The following is an 18091-nucleotide window of genomic DNA, read 5'->3' as shown; positions in this document are numbered from 1 at the left end:
ATCTATATTTTATATCCAGTCCATGGTGATAAAAACCATCATAAACCAGACATTTTTATTGGTGAGAATATAGACACTTTAAATGGGTTCTAACATTTTGGCTTCGTATAAGGTGTATTATGTTAATTTTAGGAAAGGCTCTAGACTAGCAGAATGATTATGTTAGTCTAGAGCCATATAATTAACATTATTGAAGTATTTTACATGGCAATTTTTCGACATTCTTCTGCACACTGACGGCAAGCCTCAGCACATTTTTTACAATGATCATGTGAATGTTTTTCACACTCTTCCGCACAATATTCACAGATCTTAGCACAAAGCTCACAAATCTCTTTGAGGAAAGGTGAGTTATGTTGTTGCATACGCACACATAACTGACAAATATCTGCACATTCTAGACAACGTTGAATACATTCACGCATCATCTCTAAATCTTTTTCTTTTAAACAAGAAGTTGCACATTCAGTACAAATAAGTGAACAGTTTGTACATGCAGAAATACACTCTGAAAATTCCGTATTAATCATTTTTTACTCTCAACTTATATAATCAAAGAAATAATTAAAACATAATTTTTTTCTACTAATTATTTTAAATTATTAGTAAATGTAATACATAATTTTAATTTATATGAATAATGTTAATTTTAACTAAATCTTATTTATATTCCAAATTATTAAAAAACAGTTTTTAATTAGGATAGATGATCAAGTATCAAAAGCAGCTATTCTTAAAATAACTACAATAATTTTATCACTTTAAAAATAGATTTTCCCTCCATTTAACATAATGGTCGTTATACGAAGTACACTTGTATATTAATTTAAAAATCAATAACTTAAAAAATTCACCCTCATCACAAAAACCGCAAAAAGCCGACTTGGAAACAAGTCGGCTTTTTTTTAGGCGGTTTTGATAGTTCTTGCCAATAATTTTGTTTAAAAAGTAGTCGATTTTGCGATTTTTTAAATTTTATCAATGCGTGAATGTTCAAAATTATCCCCATTTCTTGTGGATAAATTTCAGGCACTTTGTACGCTTTAGCTTACTCAAATTCCAGTTCTTTGCGGCTATCAGGATAGCTAGAATATCCCTACGATAGATTCATACAGGAACAGGATGTTCCGGAGCAAAAAACAACAATGATAAGTTCTAACACTAGGATTGTGAGGTAGAGCAGCACCTACCAAAGATCGCACAATAAAAAACCCCGGCAGGATACCGGGGTTTTTTATTGCCTATCCTTTCTCATTTGCAAAACAAACATAATGCCCCTAAAATATAGACTATAATCTATATTCTGGTTGTGGTATGTGGACAGTCATTACGACAGATCTATTTAATCAGTGGCTTGAACAGCAAGATGAACCTACACAAGAGAAGGTCCTAGCTGCCCTGGTTGTTCTACAGCAGCAGGGACCGAGTTTAGGCCGTCCTTTAGTAGATACTGTGTATGAGTCTAAATTTACCAATATGAAAGAACTGCGTGTTCAACATCGCGGTAGACCCTTAAGAGCTTTCTTCGCATTTGATCCCTTACGACAGGCTATTGTTCTATGTATTGCTGATAAAGGCGGTAAAAAGCGTTTTTATAAAGACATGCTGGATATTGCAGATGAACAATACCAACTTCATCTCACTACCCTAGGAGATAAATCTAATGGCTAAGACTCTGCAAGAATTGTTAGCTAGCCGCTCTCCAGAGAGCCAAGCCCGTATTCAAAAAATGGCTGATGAATTACTGCTAGAAAATCAGCTTCATCTTATTCGTGAAGAACTCGAAATTTCTCAAAAAGAGCTTGCTGAAACTTTGGGAATAAAACAGCCATCGCTTTCAGCAATAGAAAATCGTGGCAATGATCTTAAGATTTCAACCATGAAAAAGTATGTTGAGGCAATGGGTGGGAAGCTCCGTATTGATGTAGAGCTTCCAACAGGAAAACATATAGGATTCAACGTTTAACAATAAAAATGGGAGCTATAGGCTCCCATTTTTAGATTCGTATAACGTTGAACCCAACGGTAAATATTCGTGTGATCAACATTCACACCCCGTTCGGCCAGCATTTCCTGCAGTTCACGATAGCTAATGCCATATTTACAATACCAGCGCACAGCCCAAAGAATGATTTCGCCCTGAAAATGCCGACCATGGAAAGGATTCATATGCTGCACCTTTAGCTAAAACAGTCTTCAGCTTACCATTCGTGGTTATTTGCAACAGTGCCGATTTTTTGAAAAAAGCATAGGTCTAGATAATCAAGCTAGATTTTTTAAAACTCCACATTGGTCAATTGTACATAAACCATCACAAGTACCTCTTAAATCAGATAGTTGTTCAATAAGCTTTTGTTGCTTGATTATATTTTCTCTGATAGCACTGACATGTAAGTCAATTAATTCATTCACATCTGAACAATTTTTCTCAGGTTTGTCTTTATAGGTAAGTAATTGACGAATTTCATTCAAACTCATATTTAAAGTTCGGCAATTCAAAATAAATTTAATTCGCTCAACATAGCCTACATCGTAAAGGCGGTAATTTCCTTCCGTTCTTTCCGGTTCCGGAATTAAACCTTCCTTTTCATAAAACCTAATTGTTAATACTGAACATGAGGTTTTTTTAGAGAGTTCACCAATTTTTAAATGCATTGAGTTAGTATTTCCAAAGATTCTTGACTCTATAGTAACTATAGGGATTCTAATATTCAAAGTTTATAATTTTTTTAATGGGTATAATTATGAGTGGTTGTGGATGTAGTAAAGAAACACCATGCGAAGATAAGAAATCTCAACAAGAAAATCATCCATCAATTGCAGAAGCAAACAATTCAAAGAATTGTGATAATACGCTTAGCTGTTGTGGTGAAGAGGAAGAAAAAAAATCTTCATCTCCTTGCTGTAACACTTCAAACAGTTGTGAAGATACCGCTCAATCCTGTTATGGTTCTGATCCCAAAGAAAATTTAAGCACTGAAGATGTTTTAAAAGATTCGCACTACATGAGTGAATACTTAGTTCCCAAAATGGATTGTTCTGCGGAAGAACAGATGGTTCGTATGGCGCTATCTTCAATTGATGGTGTTCAAAAACTCATCTTTGATTTACCTAACCGTTCTTTAAAGGTTCTACATAATCAAAAAGATGAAAATATAACCACCAAACTTGAAGCTTTGGGTTTTGGTGCAAAGCTTGTGAAGACTGAAACTTATATAAGCAATCAACAGGCTAAGCAAACAAGTACCTACACCATTCCTAAAATGGATTGCTCTGCTGAAGAGCAAATGGTCCGTATGGCTCTTGCAGATATTGAAGCAGTTAAAGGTCTTACTTTTGATCTTCCCAATCGAAAACTGAAAGTCTTCCATAATGAAGGGATTCAGCAAATTACGGCTAAACTCGAAGGACTGGGTTTTGGGGCGAAACTTGATGAAACACAGCTTTCTTCAGGCGATATACCTAATGAACCTGATCCTGTGAGACAAGCTAAAGTACTTAAACTGTTATTAGGTATTAATGCTCTACTTTTCTTTATAGAATTCATCAGCGGTATTATTGCTGCGTCTACAGGATTGATTGCTGATTCTCTAGATATGTTTGCCGATGCAGCCGTTTATGGTATTGCGCTATATGCCGTCGGAAAAGCTGCGAAATATCAAATAAAAGCAGCCCATTTCGCAGGTTGGATTCAGTTATTACTTGCTGTTATCGTGATTGTTGATGTCATTAGACGATTCATGTTTGGAAGCGAGCCAGAATCAACGCTCATGATTGTTATTGGCCTGCTCGCACTTATAGCTAACGTGACATGCTTATATCTTATTTCTGGTCATCGAGAAGATGGCGCACATATGAAAGCCAGTTGGATTTTCTCGGCGAATGACGTTGTCGTAAATATGGGCGTTATATTTGCCGGTGTACTCGTGGCGTGGACGGGATCAGCTTATCCAGACTTAATCATTGGCATACTGGTTTCTTTATTCGTACTTAATGGTGCCCGAAAAATTTTGGCTTTGAAGTAAGAGTATCGAAAATGAACCTATTTGGCACTATTGCAAATAACCACGAATGGTAAGCTGAAGACTGTTTTAGCTAAAGGTGCAGCATATGAATCCTTATGTCTTAAAAGCATGTAATTTTTAGTATTAAAAATAGCCCTCTGTTGAGGGCTATTTAACATAAAATCTCTTATTCGAAATTTATCTGTTAGAACCCATTTAAAGTGTCTATATTCTCACCAATAAAAATGTCTGGTTTATGATGGTTTTTATCACCATGGACTGGATATAAAATATAGATGCTGATCACTATGTCTGATAAAGAAATTCAACGTCTTGCAGTTCTGCAAGACGTTAGAGATCATCGTATTACCCAGGTCCGTGCTGCTGAAATCCTGAATCTTTCCACCCGTCAAATTACCCGGTTATTGCAGAAACTCAATCAAGATGGTGTCTCAGGTATGGCACATGCCAGTCGTGGTCAACCTGGCCATCGTCGCCATGATGACTTGTTAAAATCAAAGTGCCTTTCCATTATTGCTGAACATTTGCTGGGCTTTGGACCCACCTTGGCGCATGAGAAGCTCAGCAGCATGTTTGGTCTGCATATCCCGGTAGAAACGGTTCGTCGCTGGATGACTGCAAATGACCTGTGGATTCCTCGATCCAAGCGTCTGAAACGTCCGTATCAGCCTAGATATAACCGTGATTGCTTCGGTGAGCTGATCCAGATCGATGGCTCATATCATGACTGGTTTGAAGGCCGAGCTTCCAAATGCTGCTTGCTGGTTTATATCGATGACGCCACTGGAAAGCTGTTGCATCTGCGCTTTTGTGAGGCTGAAACGACCTTTGATTATATGCTTTCAACCCGAGCCTACATTGAGCAATACGGCAAGCCTTTAGCGTTTTATAGCGATAAACACTCGGTATTCCGAGTGAATCAGAAATCGAGCCAAGATAGCCAGATCACGCAATTTGGGCGGATTCTGAATGAGTTAAATATTGATATTATCTTCGCCAACTCACCCCAGGCTAAAGGCCGTGTGGAACGTGCCAATAGAACACTCCAGGATCGCCTGATCAAGGAAATGCGCCTAGAAGGTATCTGTTCAATTGCCGAGGCAAATGCCTGGCTGCCCTGCTTTATTGAGCATTTCAATCAGAAGTTTGCCAAGTGTGCGCGAAACTCAAAGAATTTACATCGGCCATTAACCGAATCTCATCTTGAACTGGATGATATTTTTACCTGGCAGGAACCGCGTAAGGTCACCAAGAATCTGACCCTGACCTATGACAAATGTATTTATCTGCTTGAACCGATAGAGCTGAATCATAAGCTTGTTGGGCAATATATTTCATTTCTGGAGTACCCGGATGGGACTGTGGCCCTCATGCACGAGGGACGAAAGCTCAACTACAGCATTTTCAATAAGTTAGCTGGGCTACAGCAGAATGAGATCGTTGAGAATAAACGGTTAGGTACAGTTCTGGCACATATTCAGCAACAGCATGAAGAGTTGGAAAAACAGAATAAACGTTCCCGTCTCAAGAAAAGTATGCCGAGTCGTAAAGCTCAGAAAGCTGTTATTGAACAAAGAAAGTTAAATCCTGTGCTTGACTCTTGTGGTTAAAAACAGGACATTTTAAATGGTTTATCGCATAGACATTTTAATTGGTGAATAACATTTTTATAACACAAATTTTAACCAACTATACAGATCCAGACAATACTTTCTGTCCAACAATTCTTAAAAAATCTTCCTTTTTTTTTATCTTTAATTCAAAAAAACTTAACAACACCAGCACTCCTTATCATTTCTTCTACACACTGGCTTTTTTTAATAACACCATCATTTCAGCGTTTCGTTTTTACACGAATAAAACAACCTACCTCTATCTTTTTAGTGAAGTTTTCAAAATTGATCTATTCCTCAAAAAATTGATGACCACTGCGTCACGCCTTGATACAACTTGTTATGTCCTTTTTAGATATAGTTATCGTAAGATTAGCGAAGCTTTTTTGTGTGCCTAACCGCACACATGCTTTATGACATCAACTCAGAATCCTCCACAACAAGGGAGATCAGGCATGATCCACGCTGGCAATGCCATTACCGTCCAAATGCTTGCGGACGGAATTGCAGAATTCCGCTTTGACTTACAAGGTGAGTCGGTTAATAAATTTAACCGTGCAACCATTGAAGACTTCCAAGCAGCGATTGCTGCGGTTAAAGCCAATAACGATATTAAAGGCTTAGTTGTAACTTCTGGAAAATCAACATTTATCGTTGGTGCAGATATCACTGAATTTGGCGACAACTTCGCCGCAGGTGAACAAGCTATTGTTGATTGGCTTATGCCTGTACACGAAATCTTCAACAGCTTTGAAGATTTAGACATCCCTAAAGTTGTTGCTATTAATGGCATGGCGTTAGGTGGTGGTTTTGAAATGTGCTTAGTCTGTGACTACCGTGTCATGTCTGAACAAGCACAAGTCGGCTTACCAGAAATCAAATTGGGTATCTATCCTGGTTTTGGTGGTAGCGTACGTTTAAGCCGTTTAATCGGTATCGACAATGCCGTTGAATGGATGGCAATGGCGAATCCGAAGAAACCTGCTGCTGCACTTAAAGACGGTGCTGTAGATGCGGTTGTTGCTGCTGACAAACTACAAGAAGCTGCCGTTGACTTGGTTAAACAAGCCATTGCTGGTCGTTTGGACTGGAAAACAAAACGTCAAGAAAAATTAGACGCGATTAAATTGAACCCACTTGAACAAATGATGGCGTTCAATACAGCAAAAGGTGCGGTACTTGCAAAAGCAAACCCTGCGCAATACCCTGCTCCAAAATTATTGCTTGATTCATTACAAGCAGGTGCAACCTTAACACGTGATGATGCATTAAAAGCAGAAGCACAAGGTTTCGCTAAAGCAGCGATCACGCCACAAGCAGGTGCATTGATCGGTTTATTCATCAACGATCAAGTTGTGAAGAAAACTGCGAAAAAATATGAGAAAGGTGCTCACCCAGTAAACCAAGCCGCTGTTCTAGGTGCTGGTATCATGGGTGGTGGTATTGCTTACCAAGCGGCGAGCAAAGGCACGCCAATCATCATGAAAGACATTGGTAACCCACAACTTGCACTTGGTATGAAAGAAGCGAATGGCTTACTGACCAAGCAAGTTGAACGCAAGAAAATGAAAGCTGCGCAAATGGGTGAAACACTTGCTCGCATCCGCCCGACTTTAAGCTACGATGAGTTTAAAGAAGTGGATATCGTGATTGAAGCGGTGACTGAAAATCCAAAAGTAAAAGAAATGGTATTGGTGGAAACTGAGAAAAATGTTCGTGAAAACACGATCATTGCATCAAACACTTCTACAATTTCAATTACACGTTTAGCAAAAGCATTACAACGTCCTGAAAATTTCGTTGGTATGCACTTCTTCAACCCAGTACATATGATGCCACTGGTCGAAGTCATTCGTGGTGAAAAGACCTCTGACGAAGCGATTGCAACCACAGTTGTTCTTGCTCAAAAAATGGGTAAAACACCAATCGTTGTGAATGACTGCCCAGGTTTCTTAGTAAACCGTGTATTGTTCCCTTACTTTGGTGCATTCGACCTTCTTGTTAAAGACGGTGCGGATTTCCAACAAGTAGACAATGTAATGGCGAAGTTCGGCTGGCCTATGGGTCCTGCATACTTGATCGACGTTGTTGGTATCGATACAGGTGTTCATGGCGCTGAAGTCATGGCTGAAGGTTTCCCTGACCGTATGAAGCCTGACTACAAAGGTTCTATCGAAGCGATGTACGAAGCAAAACGTCTTGGTCAAAAGAATGACGTTGGTTTCTACAAATACGTGTTAGACAAGAAAGGCAAGAAAGCGAAAACTGTTGATCCAACAGCTTACGAAATCATTGCACCTTTCGTTACGGGTGAAAAACGCGAGTTTGACAACCAAGAAATCATTGACCGCATGATGCTTGCTTTCTGTAACGAAACTGTTCGTTGCTTAGAAGACAACATCGTTGCAACGGCTGCTGAAGCAGATATGGCAATGATTATGGGTGTAGGTTTCCCTCCATTCCGTGGTGGTCCATGTCGTTACATCGACCAAACAGGTGTTGCTGAATACGTTGCGCTTTGCGACAAGTATGCACACTTAGGTAAGGCTTATGAAGCGCCACAGATGTTGCGTGACATGGCTGCTAACAACACAAAATTCTACGGTTAAGGAGCGACGTGAATGGCTACTTTAAATCCACGTGACGTTGTGATTGTTGATGGCGTTCGTTCTGCCATGGGCAAATCGCGTAACGGTATGTTCCGCAATGTACGTGCCGACAGTTTATCTGCTGAATTAGTACGTGCACTGGTTGCTCGTAACCAGTTCGATACAAACGAAGTTGAAGACATCATTTGGGGTTGTGTCAACCAAACTTTAGAGCAAGGTATGAACATTGCTCGTAATATTGGTTTATTGGCTGACATCCCTAAGACTGCTGGCGGTCAAACCGTCAACCGTCTTTGTGGTTCTTCTATGCAAGCAATCCACACGGCTGCTGCACAGATTGCAACCAACCAAGGTGACGTGTTCATCATCGGTGGTGTAGAGCACATGGGCCATGTAGGTATGATGCACGGCATCGACCTGAACCCAGAAGCGTCTAAACACTATGCGAAAGCATCTAACATGATGGGCTTAACTGCTGAAATGTTAGGCCGTATGAATGGCATTAGCCGTGAAGAACAAGATGCGTTTGGTGTTGAATCTCACCGTCGCGCTTGGGCTGCAACACAAGAAGGTCGTTTCAAAAACGAAATCGTTGGTGTTGAAGGTCATGATGCCAATGGCTTCAAAATCCTTTGCGACATCGACGAAGTGATTCGTGCTGAAGCAAACCTTGAAGCGTTCAAAGCATTAAAACCTGTATTTGATCCTAAAGGCGGTTCAGTAACAGCAGCAACATCTTCTGCTCTTTCTGACGGTGCTTCTGCAATGTTGTTGATGTCTGCTGAACGTGCACAAGCTTTTGGTTTAAAACCACGTGCCGTGATTCGCTCTATGGCGATTGCGGGTTGTGATGCTGCGATCATGGGTTACGGTCCAGTTCCAGCAACTCAAAAAGCACTTAAGCGCGCTGGTTTAACGATGGCTGATATTCAAACCATCGAATTAAACGAAGCATTTGCTGCTCAAGGCTTATCAGTCATGAAAGGCTTAGGCGTTTATGACAAACAAGACATCATCAACTTGAATGGTGGTGCGATTGCATTGGGTCATCCATTGGGCTGTTCAGGTGCACGTATCACAACAACATTGTTGAACGTGATGGAACAACAAGATACACAAATCGGTCTTGCGACCATGTGTATCGGTCTTGGTCAAGGTATCGCGACCATTATCGAACGTGTTTAATCGACACTAAAAAAAAGAAACCCCGCTTATAGCGGGGTTTCTTTTTTTGAACTAAGTTCAAATTTTAGGGTATGAAAAACTGATTTTTAGGACCTTTTAACCCGTCTTGAATCTGTTGCTGCAATTTCAAAATATCATCCATATTGATCTTAATCGACCCATCACGAATCCCTATTATATTATTTCGATCAATATTCAAAGGTTCTAACATTTTAAACAGACCACTAGTCGGATCAGATGATTGTAGACCCTTAGCAACGGCTAAAACATGTTGCTCTAATAGCGGAGAAAGTTGCGATGAATCAGGTTCTTCCATTTTTTGTTGATAATTAACCGTCGTTACGCCCTCTTTCACTCCAGCATTCTGCATATCACTATGAGCTTTATAGATCTGATGTTGTAAGGCTTCACGTACTTTTTCATCCTCTTGAAAGGGAATGAAGCCTACTTCTTCACGCAACTCAGACTCCGCCATAATACGAATCGTTGGCAATGTAACCACCTCATCTGCCTGAGCCGTTGGTATACCAATAGCAGCAAATACGGCGATAAACACTGATCGTTTTAGAAAGTTCATGACTCGGCTCGCTCCAAAAATCCGTCACCATACGAAAAGATGATGAGTTAAATAAAAGCATCTATTCATAGGCTACAACAAAGTCGGGCTTGATTCAGTAAGGCTCAGATAAACGGTAAATATCAAGAAAATTTTGAACGGAAGATCAAATAAAGAAATTCACTTGAGCGTGATTAATCGACATCCAGATAAAAATCTCCGTCAACCGTGGATTTTCTCTTATGAAAAAAATATTTTAAATCGAGTAAAATAATAGCTGGTCGACTTCTATTTAAAGATAGAATTAACACAATGCGTACTTAACTGGTGGTCTTTGATGTCTCAAAATTTTATTAAAAATAAAAAACTCAAAGTATTTTCGACATTTATTATTTTAAGTTTTTGCTCACCTTTATGGGCAAAGAATGAAAACATACCTCATCAACAATCAATGATTCACGAAAGACTGTCAGATACGATATTGAGTGAACAAGAAATTCTTAATGGAGCGGACAACTCTCAAATTCTATATGCATCATGCTTAATTGACACTGCTCAAAAATTAAAAAACATGTATCCTGACGTTGCGCAAGACATCTTGGTCAAAACGTTAATCGAGGCATGTGCTTATCCAGAAGATTTATTCAGTGTTTATAATATCTTACTTGCATCAATCAAAATGAAAAAACCAATGTCTGAACGGCAAGCCTATCAATACATTGAAAAAGCCTATAAAGAGAAAGGTCGTGATCAAACAAATGCTGATTTTCGTAATGTATTACTTAAGAACTTAAAAATCATTTAAATTAGAAGTCATCATAGATAGATATTTCAAATTATTAGGAGAAATGGATGTTTTCAATACACACTAAAACAATACTGGCTGTCGTTACCACAGGAATACTTTTATCGGGCTGCGCCACCAAAACCCTCATCACCAAAGACAATAAAACTTATACTCGGACGGCAAAGGTTACTTTAGTTGAAGACAATGTGGTCGCTTTTGGACGACCTGCACAAGCAACAGCCAATTTACCAAGAGATAGCATCGTCATTGCAGGTCAAAAAAACAGTTATATTTTGACTCAAGGCGGCAGTCAATTTGTGACTATCATCAATAAGCTTGATCCCAAAAATATTCAAATCACACGTGATCTAAATTTCTTTTCTGAAAAAAATGACGGTCATTTTTCAGGAACATTGCCCATTTCTTATGTCAAACTCAAAGAGGATTTAAGCAAAAAAGACTTAGAATTTTTTATTGAAAATGGTGCAAAAGAATGTTCGTCTTCAAGTGATACACGTATGCAAGCGCAACGTTTTTGTTTTGATATAAAACTTGCGGGTGTAGTCTACCCTGTCGCAAATAATCTGACTTCATTGAAAGCATTAAGCAAACCTTACCAAGTTACAATCTATACCAATCAACAAGAAAGCTATAAATCAAGATCAAGTCTCAATCCTTTTGAAAAGTTAGTATTACTACCTTTCGCCGTAGCAATTGATGTGGTGAGCTTACCGTTCCAAGCTGCCGAAAAGATTTTTGATTAATACTTAATGTGATTTCACTGATTAGAACATATTTAATTTCTTTTTTTTTCGTAACATCCTCATTTGAAATGAGGATTTTTTAATATATTCAAGTCCATGATAAAGAAACGAAACTCTATAACCTTAATGAAAAGCTATAAAAAGAAAACACCGCTATATTCTGTACTAAAGTACGTTGCAATATTGTTGTTTGTAATCGGAATTATCATCGTTTTTATATCCGACAATGATCAAACCAACTATCCGTATTATCCCTCACAATTTGTCCAAATCATCATCTTCATCATTTCGATACTGAGTGCATTGTACGTTTTTATATATGTCTTAAATTATCTTTGGAAACGAGATATTCCAACGCTCAAAAAAGACAATTTTTATCGTCCTATACGATTAAAAATTTATTTAGGCCTATTTTTAGTTCTTAATCTATTTGGTAGTACATTATTGGCCTTGATGGCTAAACAATCAACTGTATGGATGATGAATGGCTTATTCAGTGCTATTACGCATGTTTGGGGTAACGAACAAGTCATCATGGTTCAAATCCAACAAAAAGTTTTCGAAAATCCTGATCACCAACAATCCATCACGCTTGGCAGCGTCAGACATTCATACACATTAATCGATCCTGCACCTTACAAAATAGCAGCAAAGATTTCAATCAATGATCATCAACACTGGCTGCCTATACACTGTTATATAGGGCCATCTCAACCACAGCTAATCACGTACCAATACAACTTAAATGGTAAAGTTTCATTTCTAGGCTTCAAATGTATTGAAAAATGTACTTTAAATTATAGATACAAAACACATAATCATCAGCCAGTTACCAACCAAAATCTAATCGAATGTGAAGAACTATATAGAAAAATCTATCAAGCAAATCAAGACAAATAGTTTCTGTATAGATCAGAGATATCACTCTAACTATGTGTCTCTTCTTCACCTTCATTATCAAAGGTTTTGGCGATTTTATCGATATTTAGACTTTTCGCCATCGCATCAAAAATATCCTTATAAACACCTTGCTGCTGATAAAGTTGATAATGCTCACCGTGCTCAACGATCGCACCATCCTGCATCACATAGGTATAATCCGCATCAATGATCTGTGACAAACTATGAGAAATAATGATCACTGTCCGCCCCTGTTTGATTTCATCTAAGCTATGTTTAATCTGTTCAGTGGCAATAGCATCTAAACTGGCGGTAGGTTCATCTAAAAAGATAATTGGTGGGTTTTTCAGAAACATCCGAGCGATTGCGATTCGTTGTTGTTGACCACCCGATAACTGCAAGGCATCTGATTGATAACCTTTTGGTAGTTTCAAAATTTGTTCGTGGATAGAGGCTTTTTTTGCTGCTCGGATAATCTCTTCTTCAGTTGCATCCATTTTTCCATAGCAAATATTGTCTTGGATAGTGCCTTGGAAAATATGATTTTTCTGTAATACTAAGCCAATATGATCACGTAAATATTGAGTATCCATTTGATTTAAATCAATCCCATCCATGAGAATCTGCCCAGATTGCGGTAAGTAAAACTTATCTAGCAAACTAATCAGGGTCGATTTACCTGCACCTGATAGTCCAACCAAGGCCGTAATTTTATTGGGTTGAATAACCATGTTGATATTTTTCAGGGCATGATGGCCATTGGGATAATAAAAATCGACCTGCTTTAACTCAAATTTTCCTCTCAGGTGCGCTGGCTTTTGCTGCCCCGAATCCTCAACCTCATCATCTGCTTGAAGAATCTGAAAAAAACTTTCTGCATAAATCATGGCATCATTCACTTCATCATAAATGCGGTGGAGTGAACGAATTGGAGCAGATACGTTGTTAAATAACAGAATATGGAACATGATCATTCCGATACTCATGTCTCCAACCAAGACAAAATAAGCCGTTAAGATGATAATAAAAACAATACCGATTTGTTCTGTAAACGTTTTCAAACCATCAAAAACAAAGCTAATTTGACGGGTATACATCTGATTATCTGTTAGCTGCTTCTGTAAGATCAGTTGTTTTTCAGCTTCGACTTTTTCCCGATTGAATGATTTGATCACCGTGATGGAATTGATAATACTCAAAATACCCTGACTCTTACGCTCGCGCCCATCACGTAAACTTCGCCTAACCCCACCTAACTTCTGTGCTTGCTTGAATGTCAGCCAGAAGTAAATCGGTACGATACAAAGCGCAACTAATCCAATCCAAAAATTAGCATAGAACATCAAAGCCAATGCCAAAATCGCACTGCTAAACAGCGGTAAAATATCGATAAAGAAGATTTGAATCAAACGGGTAATCGAGCCAATTCCTCGATCAATCCTTGTTTGTAATTTGCCTGCCTGATTGTCATCTTGGGTAAAAAATGCCAAACGATAAGTGAGAAATTTCTCAATAATCGCCTGTGCAACATCTTGGGAAACCATAATTCTGAGGCGTTCACCAAATAACTTCTGGCCAAACTGAATCAAAGTACTGAGGACTTCCTTACTCAGTAAAATCACACTAATCGTTATTAAAATATGCAAGCCTTCCGCCAAGCCGCCGCCTGCTTCAACTAAACGATTGATCTGGTCGACAGCATATTGAAGGGTTAAGGCATTAACCTGAGCCGTCAGTGCGCCGATTAATGTCAGAACCAATGTCACAATCACCAGTAATTTATACGGTGCAACAAAGGGCTTAACTCTATTAAAAAGCTGCCATAGATTCATATTTTTACGATTTTTCCCAAAATGCTGATGACGACAGGTTTTAACTTACAGCGATGAACTCAATGACTTCGATGTGATTCTCCAGCTTAAACATGGCAGATGATGATCTAGATGCGCTATTTTTAACGGTGCAAGCAGAAAATAGCTATAGTTCCTCCTCCAACACTTCGACGTTATTGTTTTTAATTTTTTCCATCTGATTATTGAGCTTAAGGACATCTTGATAAAGCGTATTAAATTTCTTCACGGGTGCATTCTCATAAAATAGAATGGTATTATTTTTTCTTTGCCATTGATGGGTCTTTAACAGATCAAACATAACTTCTGCCTTTTCTAGGATCTGTTGTTCAATTGCAAATATATCTTGGTTTTGATCAGCATTCAGGTTGCTTTCTAGTTTTGCTTGCAACAAATCACGCATATCACGTTGAATAGACAAACTCTTGGCTTGTTCAAGCGCGTCTAATTGAATTTTTTGACGTGTTTGCTCATATTCAGTCGAGATTTTACGCACATCGCTAAGCATCTGCTGCGTTTCTTTATAGTCCTGTTTACGATCACGATCCAATCGCTCTACATTTAAAAAGGTATCCCAATTCGCAGCTTTCAGTGCTCGTAGATAATCGTTTCGTGCTTCAACATTTTGCATCCAATAGGATAATAAGAATTCCGACATTAATTTATAATCACCAGATAAGCGATCATCCCTAACATCGAGTTGAACTGGCGTTGACCAATCTTGTGCTTGGTCATATAGCTCACGCATCTTCTCGGCCATGACCACATCAAACATTTGCTTATTGTTCTCAGCACGCTGCTGTAGCTTATGTTGATATAGAAAAAATGAACCAATACAAATCGCGATTACAGCAATAAATAATAGAAAACGGCGCATAATGCCTCCAAGCTTAATTATATTTTTTATGTCCTAACTTTAGTGTAATCATTAAAACGTATGCATTAATATGATTTTTATTTCACTTCACGTAACGGAGCATTACATATTACTCACTTTAAATTCAAGCACTTCATCCCTATTATCTCTTTAACTGAAATTGAAGAGATACGCCATGCGTGTAGATATTTGGTCAGATGTGGTCTGCCCTTTTTGTTATATCGGTAAAAAACGTCTTGAACATGTTGCAGCAGAAGCTGGAATCGAACTTGATATTCACTGGCATAGTTTTGAACTCGATCCAGATGCGCCAGCAAAACATGACACATCCAATACAGAACGTTTAGCCAAAAAATATGGTCGAAGCTATGCTGAGATGGAAGAAATGGAACGTAATATTGCGGCCATGGCTGCTGAGGAAGGCATCGACTTTCAATGGCAAAAAGCCAACTCAGGCAATAGTTTTAATGCGCATCGTATTATTCATCTCGCGCAAAGCAAAGGCATGGGCAATGAAGCAAAAGAGGCTTTCTTTCACGCCTATATGACCGAAGGTTTAGCCATTGGTGAACGTGAAGTGGTCGAAGAAATTGCTTCACGGATTGGCTTAGACAATGCTGAAGTCGAATATGTCTTAGACTCGGATGAATTGGCTGATTTTGTTCGGCACGATGAAAAAATTGCACATGAACAATTGAAGGTGACAGGCGTTCCTTTTTTTGTTTTTGATCAAAAGCTAGCTCTTCCTGGCGCCCAGCCTCGTGAAATTTTCTTACAAGCACTACAAAAAGCTCAATCAACATCTGAGCAAGACATGCAACCAACGGATGGGGCACAATGTCATGATGATCAATGTGAAATAAAACCAGAATAATTCGCCCCTAAGACAAGCTTCTAATCCAAGATTGGAGCTTGTCTTATTCATACTACAAATTTTCTATTTCCTATTTATTTCAATATTTTATCTTGGCTAATGAGCTTTTCTTATTGAAATTGATCTTTTTGCCATGCTTTTTAGCGATTGATTTGTGAGCCTGATCACAACTCATGCATAGATTTATAGATACCTTTCTATTTTATGATCTATTTATCCGATTTATTCTTTTAAAATGTTTCTATTTTTGATGCTAAAGCATGAACGACATCTCGATTTAACTGAGTCAAATGAGATTGCTTACTAACTCAAGTGCTATAGATTTTGCATTGTTTTCTTCTATAATTGTCATAATGTGACAATCTTTTGTGATGAAAATACACACATTACAGCCCGAATAGATCGTTAAATTTATGCAACAGACATCTATCTCGAATCGCTTATAGGATGAGCAAAAAATAGAAGCTCACCACTGCAAGCGACAACAACAAATTGTTAGAAATACGACGACTTAATTTTTTATCCAAAACAGGCTCAAGCCTATCTCTAAGGAAACAATAAATGGACGTATTAGAGAAAGCACTCTTGGTAGATGAGCTCCAGCATCTCATTGAAGGGCTCAATGATGATAAAACCTCACTGTTTGAAATTGCAAAATCAAAACAACGAATTAAAGACATTTGTGCCTCTTGTGACGATCCTACTTTTCAGGATCAAATCACGCCTTTTAAGGCATATATTCAAAATGAAGAGTTCTCAACGGACGAATTGAGCAATCACGGTTATGCCATGACCTATCGTGGTACTTATAATTTTATGGGGCGCGTAGAGAATGCTTTATTTGCCTCTGCGGATATGGGATGGGCTGCATTGCGTCAAGCCCAACATTGGCAAGTCTGGGTCATTCGCCCTGCTTTATCATTTCTTAAAAGCCCTTGGATGAATTCATCTCAGGACGCATTACAATGGCTAAAAAACCATGCCAGTGAATATGTTAAAACAGACCATGAACTACAACATTTAATTCCAGTTTTAGAGCCAATTAACCAAAACTCAACCTCATCATCAAACTCAAATCAAAGCATTCATACCGATCCCTTATCCTTAATAAAAGAAGAAACGGCTCAGTTTCAGTCACAACTCGACGCGATTATCCAAGAGAGGATTCAACCCGTCTCAGCCCCAAAAACAACAGCGGTGAAAGCGAACCTTAAACAGACCACAGCGACGTCTAGCAATCTAAATAAAGCGAAACCCGTTGCACTGAATGATTTTAATTTAGATGGATTAGTTTGCCGCTTAGAGCGTATTAATGCGCGCACCTTCCCTTCTTTATATCGTGTTGATTTACACAATGAGATTGATCAAAACATCAAAATTGATTGGTTATATTTAAAAGCTGAAAATGACGTTCAGCCTGTATGGGAATCAGCACAGATTTTCATTGCAGAACAACTCTATGCACAAGGTCAATTTTCGCATTATGTGGTGCTGATTGGTACGCACAGCATCGAGTATGCCATTTCAGTCCTACAGTCCTATACAAACCCACTGCATACTCAAACCAGCTCGATTCATCAAACCCACTGGAGTAATTTTAAGCAACATTATCATCAACATGAAAGTTTGTTTAATCAATGTATTATGAATGGAACATTGATCTGGCAACGTGATCAACGTGTTTATCCATATATCCCAGCTTCATTTGTGAATACGCAAAAATTCATTCCATTTGAAGAAACTTCGGCAACTTTTTTGACCCCTGTGATTTTATTAAGAGAGCGTCATAAAATTCGTGTGATTCACGGTGCTGAACGGATTAAGCTATCCAATGAAGACCAAGCTTATCCTTATCTGTTATTGGATCGCGCCGATGGTTATACATGGCAGTTGATCCGCCAAGCTATTAGCCGCTTACCTCAACCGATTTCAGTACATGACTTATACCAAGCACTGGAAAGTAGTGCGCTATCAGAATCAACCTAGCATTGAGCGTATACAAAGCCAAAACCCTTATATCTATCATCGACCCTGCGAGGTTTTCTCCGCAT

General features: G+C 38.6%; 16 protein-coding genes and 1 pseudogene. 11 read left to right on the top strand and 6 right to left on the bottom strand.

What is annotated here, in order from left to right:
- Window positions 1-200: 200 nt before the first annotated feature.
- Window positions 201-530: a four-helix bundle copper-binding protein gene (locus F991_RS01510; protein ID WP_004641881.1), complete on the bottom strand. Its 330-nt coding sequence runs from the start codon at window positions 528-530 to the stop codon at window positions 201-203.
- Between the two features lie 784 nt (window positions 531-1314).
- Between F991_RS01510 and F991_RS01505 the strand changes: the two genes are divergently transcribed.
- The gene (locus tag F991_RS01505; RefSeq protein WP_004668307.1) at window positions 1315-1671 is read left to right on the top strand and encodes a type II toxin-antitoxin system RelE/ParE family toxin; all 357 of its coding nucleotides are present in this window, start codon (window positions 1315-1317) and stop codon (window positions 1669-1671) included.
- Window positions 1664-1966 (top strand): helix-turn-helix domain-containing protein, encoded by a 303-nt coding sequence (locus tag F991_RS01500; protein WP_001140620.1) that lies wholly within the window; start codon window positions 1664-1666, stop codon window positions 1964-1966. Before F991_RS01505 ends, F991_RS01500 begins: the two co-directional genes overlap by 8 nt.
- 41 nt (window positions 1967-2007) lie before the next feature.
- Here F991_RS01500 and F991_RS01495 read toward each other — a convergent pair.
- Window positions 2008-2169: pseudogene (locus F991_RS01495) on the bottom strand (IS6 family transposase); the annotation flags it as partial.
- A gap of 93 nt (window positions 2170-2262) precedes the next feature.
- Window positions 2263-2655, bottom strand: a complete 393-nt coding sequence (gene cadR, locus F991_RS01490; RefSeq protein ID WP_000550240.1) for a Cd(II)/Pb(II)-responsive transcriptional regulator — start codon at window positions 2653-2655, stop codon at window positions 2263-2265.
- Between the two features lie 89 nt (window positions 2656-2744).
- On the opposite strand from cadR, the gene F991_RS01485 reads away from it, so the two are divergent.
- From F991_RS01485 to fadA, 4 genes are all read left to right on the top strand, one after another.
- Window positions 2745-4025, top strand: coding sequence for a cation efflux transmembrane domain-containing protein (locus F991_RS01485; protein WP_004668302.1), 1281 nt, complete (start codon window positions 2745-2747; stop codon window positions 4023-4025).
- A gap of 275 nt (window positions 4026-4300) precedes the next feature.
- Window positions 4301-5635, top strand: a complete 1335-nt coding sequence (locus F991_RS01480; protein ID WP_004668300.1) for an ISNCY-like element ISAba32 family transposase — start codon at window positions 4301-4303, stop codon at window positions 5633-5635.
- Window positions 5636-6093: 458 nt separating this feature from the next.
- Window positions 6094-8247: a fatty acid oxidation complex subunit alpha FadB gene (gene fadB / locus F991_RS01475; RefSeq protein ID WP_004668298.1), complete on the top strand. Its 2154-nt coding sequence runs from the start codon at window positions 6094-6096 to the stop codon at window positions 8245-8247.
- A 12-nt stretch (window positions 8248-8259) separates the two neighbouring features.
- Entirely contained in the window at window positions 8260-9432 is a 1173-nt protein-coding gene (fadA, locus tag F991_RS01470) for an acetyl-CoA C-acyltransferase FadA (protein WP_004668297.1), read from the top strand.
- A gap of 64 nt (window positions 9433-9496) precedes the next feature.
- On the opposite strand, the gene F991_RS01465 is transcribed toward fadA, so the two are convergent.
- Window positions 9497-10009: a hypothetical protein gene (locus F991_RS01465; RefSeq protein WP_004668295.1), complete on the bottom strand. Its 513-nt coding sequence runs from the start codon at window positions 10007-10009 to the stop codon at window positions 9497-9499.
- 316 nt (window positions 10010-10325) lie between these two features.
- Between F991_RS01465 and F991_RS01460 the strand changes: the two genes are divergently transcribed.
- The 3 genes from F991_RS01460 (at window position 10326) to F991_RS01450 (ending at window position 12439) form a co-directional block, all read left to right on the top strand.
- On the top strand, window positions 10326-10793 hold the full coding sequence (locus tag F991_RS01460) for a hypothetical protein (protein ID WP_004668293.1): 468 nt from the start codon (window positions 10326-10328) through the stop codon (window positions 10791-10793).
- Window positions 10794-10840: 47 nt separating this feature from the next.
- Window positions 10841-11539 carry a YidX family protein gene (locus tag F991_RS01455; protein WP_004668292.1) on the top strand — a complete coding sequence of 233 codons (699 nt, stop codon included), beginning with the start codon at window positions 10841-10843 and terminating at the stop codon, window positions 11537-11539.
- Window positions 11540-11665: 126 nt separating this feature from the next.
- The gene (locus tag F991_RS01450) at window positions 11666-12439 is read left to right on the top strand and encodes a hypothetical protein (protein ID WP_004668290.1); all 774 of its coding nucleotides are present in this window, start codon (window positions 11666-11668) and stop codon (window positions 12437-12439) included.
- A 26-nt stretch (window positions 12440-12465) separates the two neighbouring features.
- Here the strand turns inward: F991_RS01450 and F991_RS01445 are convergent, their stop codons facing one another.
- Entirely contained in the window at window positions 12466-14271 is a 1806-nt protein-coding gene (locus F991_RS01445) for an ABC transporter ATP-binding protein (RefSeq protein WP_004668288.1), read from the bottom strand.
- A gap of 145 nt (window positions 14272-14416) precedes the next feature.
- Window positions 14417-15166, bottom strand: coding sequence for a hypothetical protein (locus tag F991_RS01440; RefSeq protein WP_004668286.1), 750 nt, complete (start codon window positions 15164-15166; stop codon window positions 14417-14419).
- A 175-nt stretch (window positions 15167-15341) separates the two neighbouring features.
- On the opposite strand from F991_RS01440, the gene F991_RS01435 reads away from it, so the two are divergent.
- Window positions 15342-16040, top strand: coding sequence for a DsbA family oxidoreductase (locus tag F991_RS01435; protein ID WP_004668285.1), 699 nt, complete (start codon window positions 15342-15344; stop codon window positions 16038-16040).
- 561 nt (window positions 16041-16601) lie between these two features.
- Complete coding sequence (locus tag F991_RS01430) at window positions 16602-18026, top strand: hypothetical protein (RefSeq protein WP_004668284.1); 1425 nt, start codon at window positions 16602-16604, stop codon at window positions 18024-18026.
- Window positions 18027-18091 lie beyond the last annotated feature (65 nt).

The sequence above is a fragment of the Acinetobacter sp. CIP-A165 genome (assembly GCF_000367985.1).
In the GTDB taxonomy this organism is placed as follows: Bacteria; Pseudomonadota; Gammaproteobacteria; order Pseudomonadales; family Moraxellaceae; genus Acinetobacter.
Note: the sequence above shows the minus strand (reverse complement) of the source record. Positions and strands in the feature narration are given on the sequence as shown.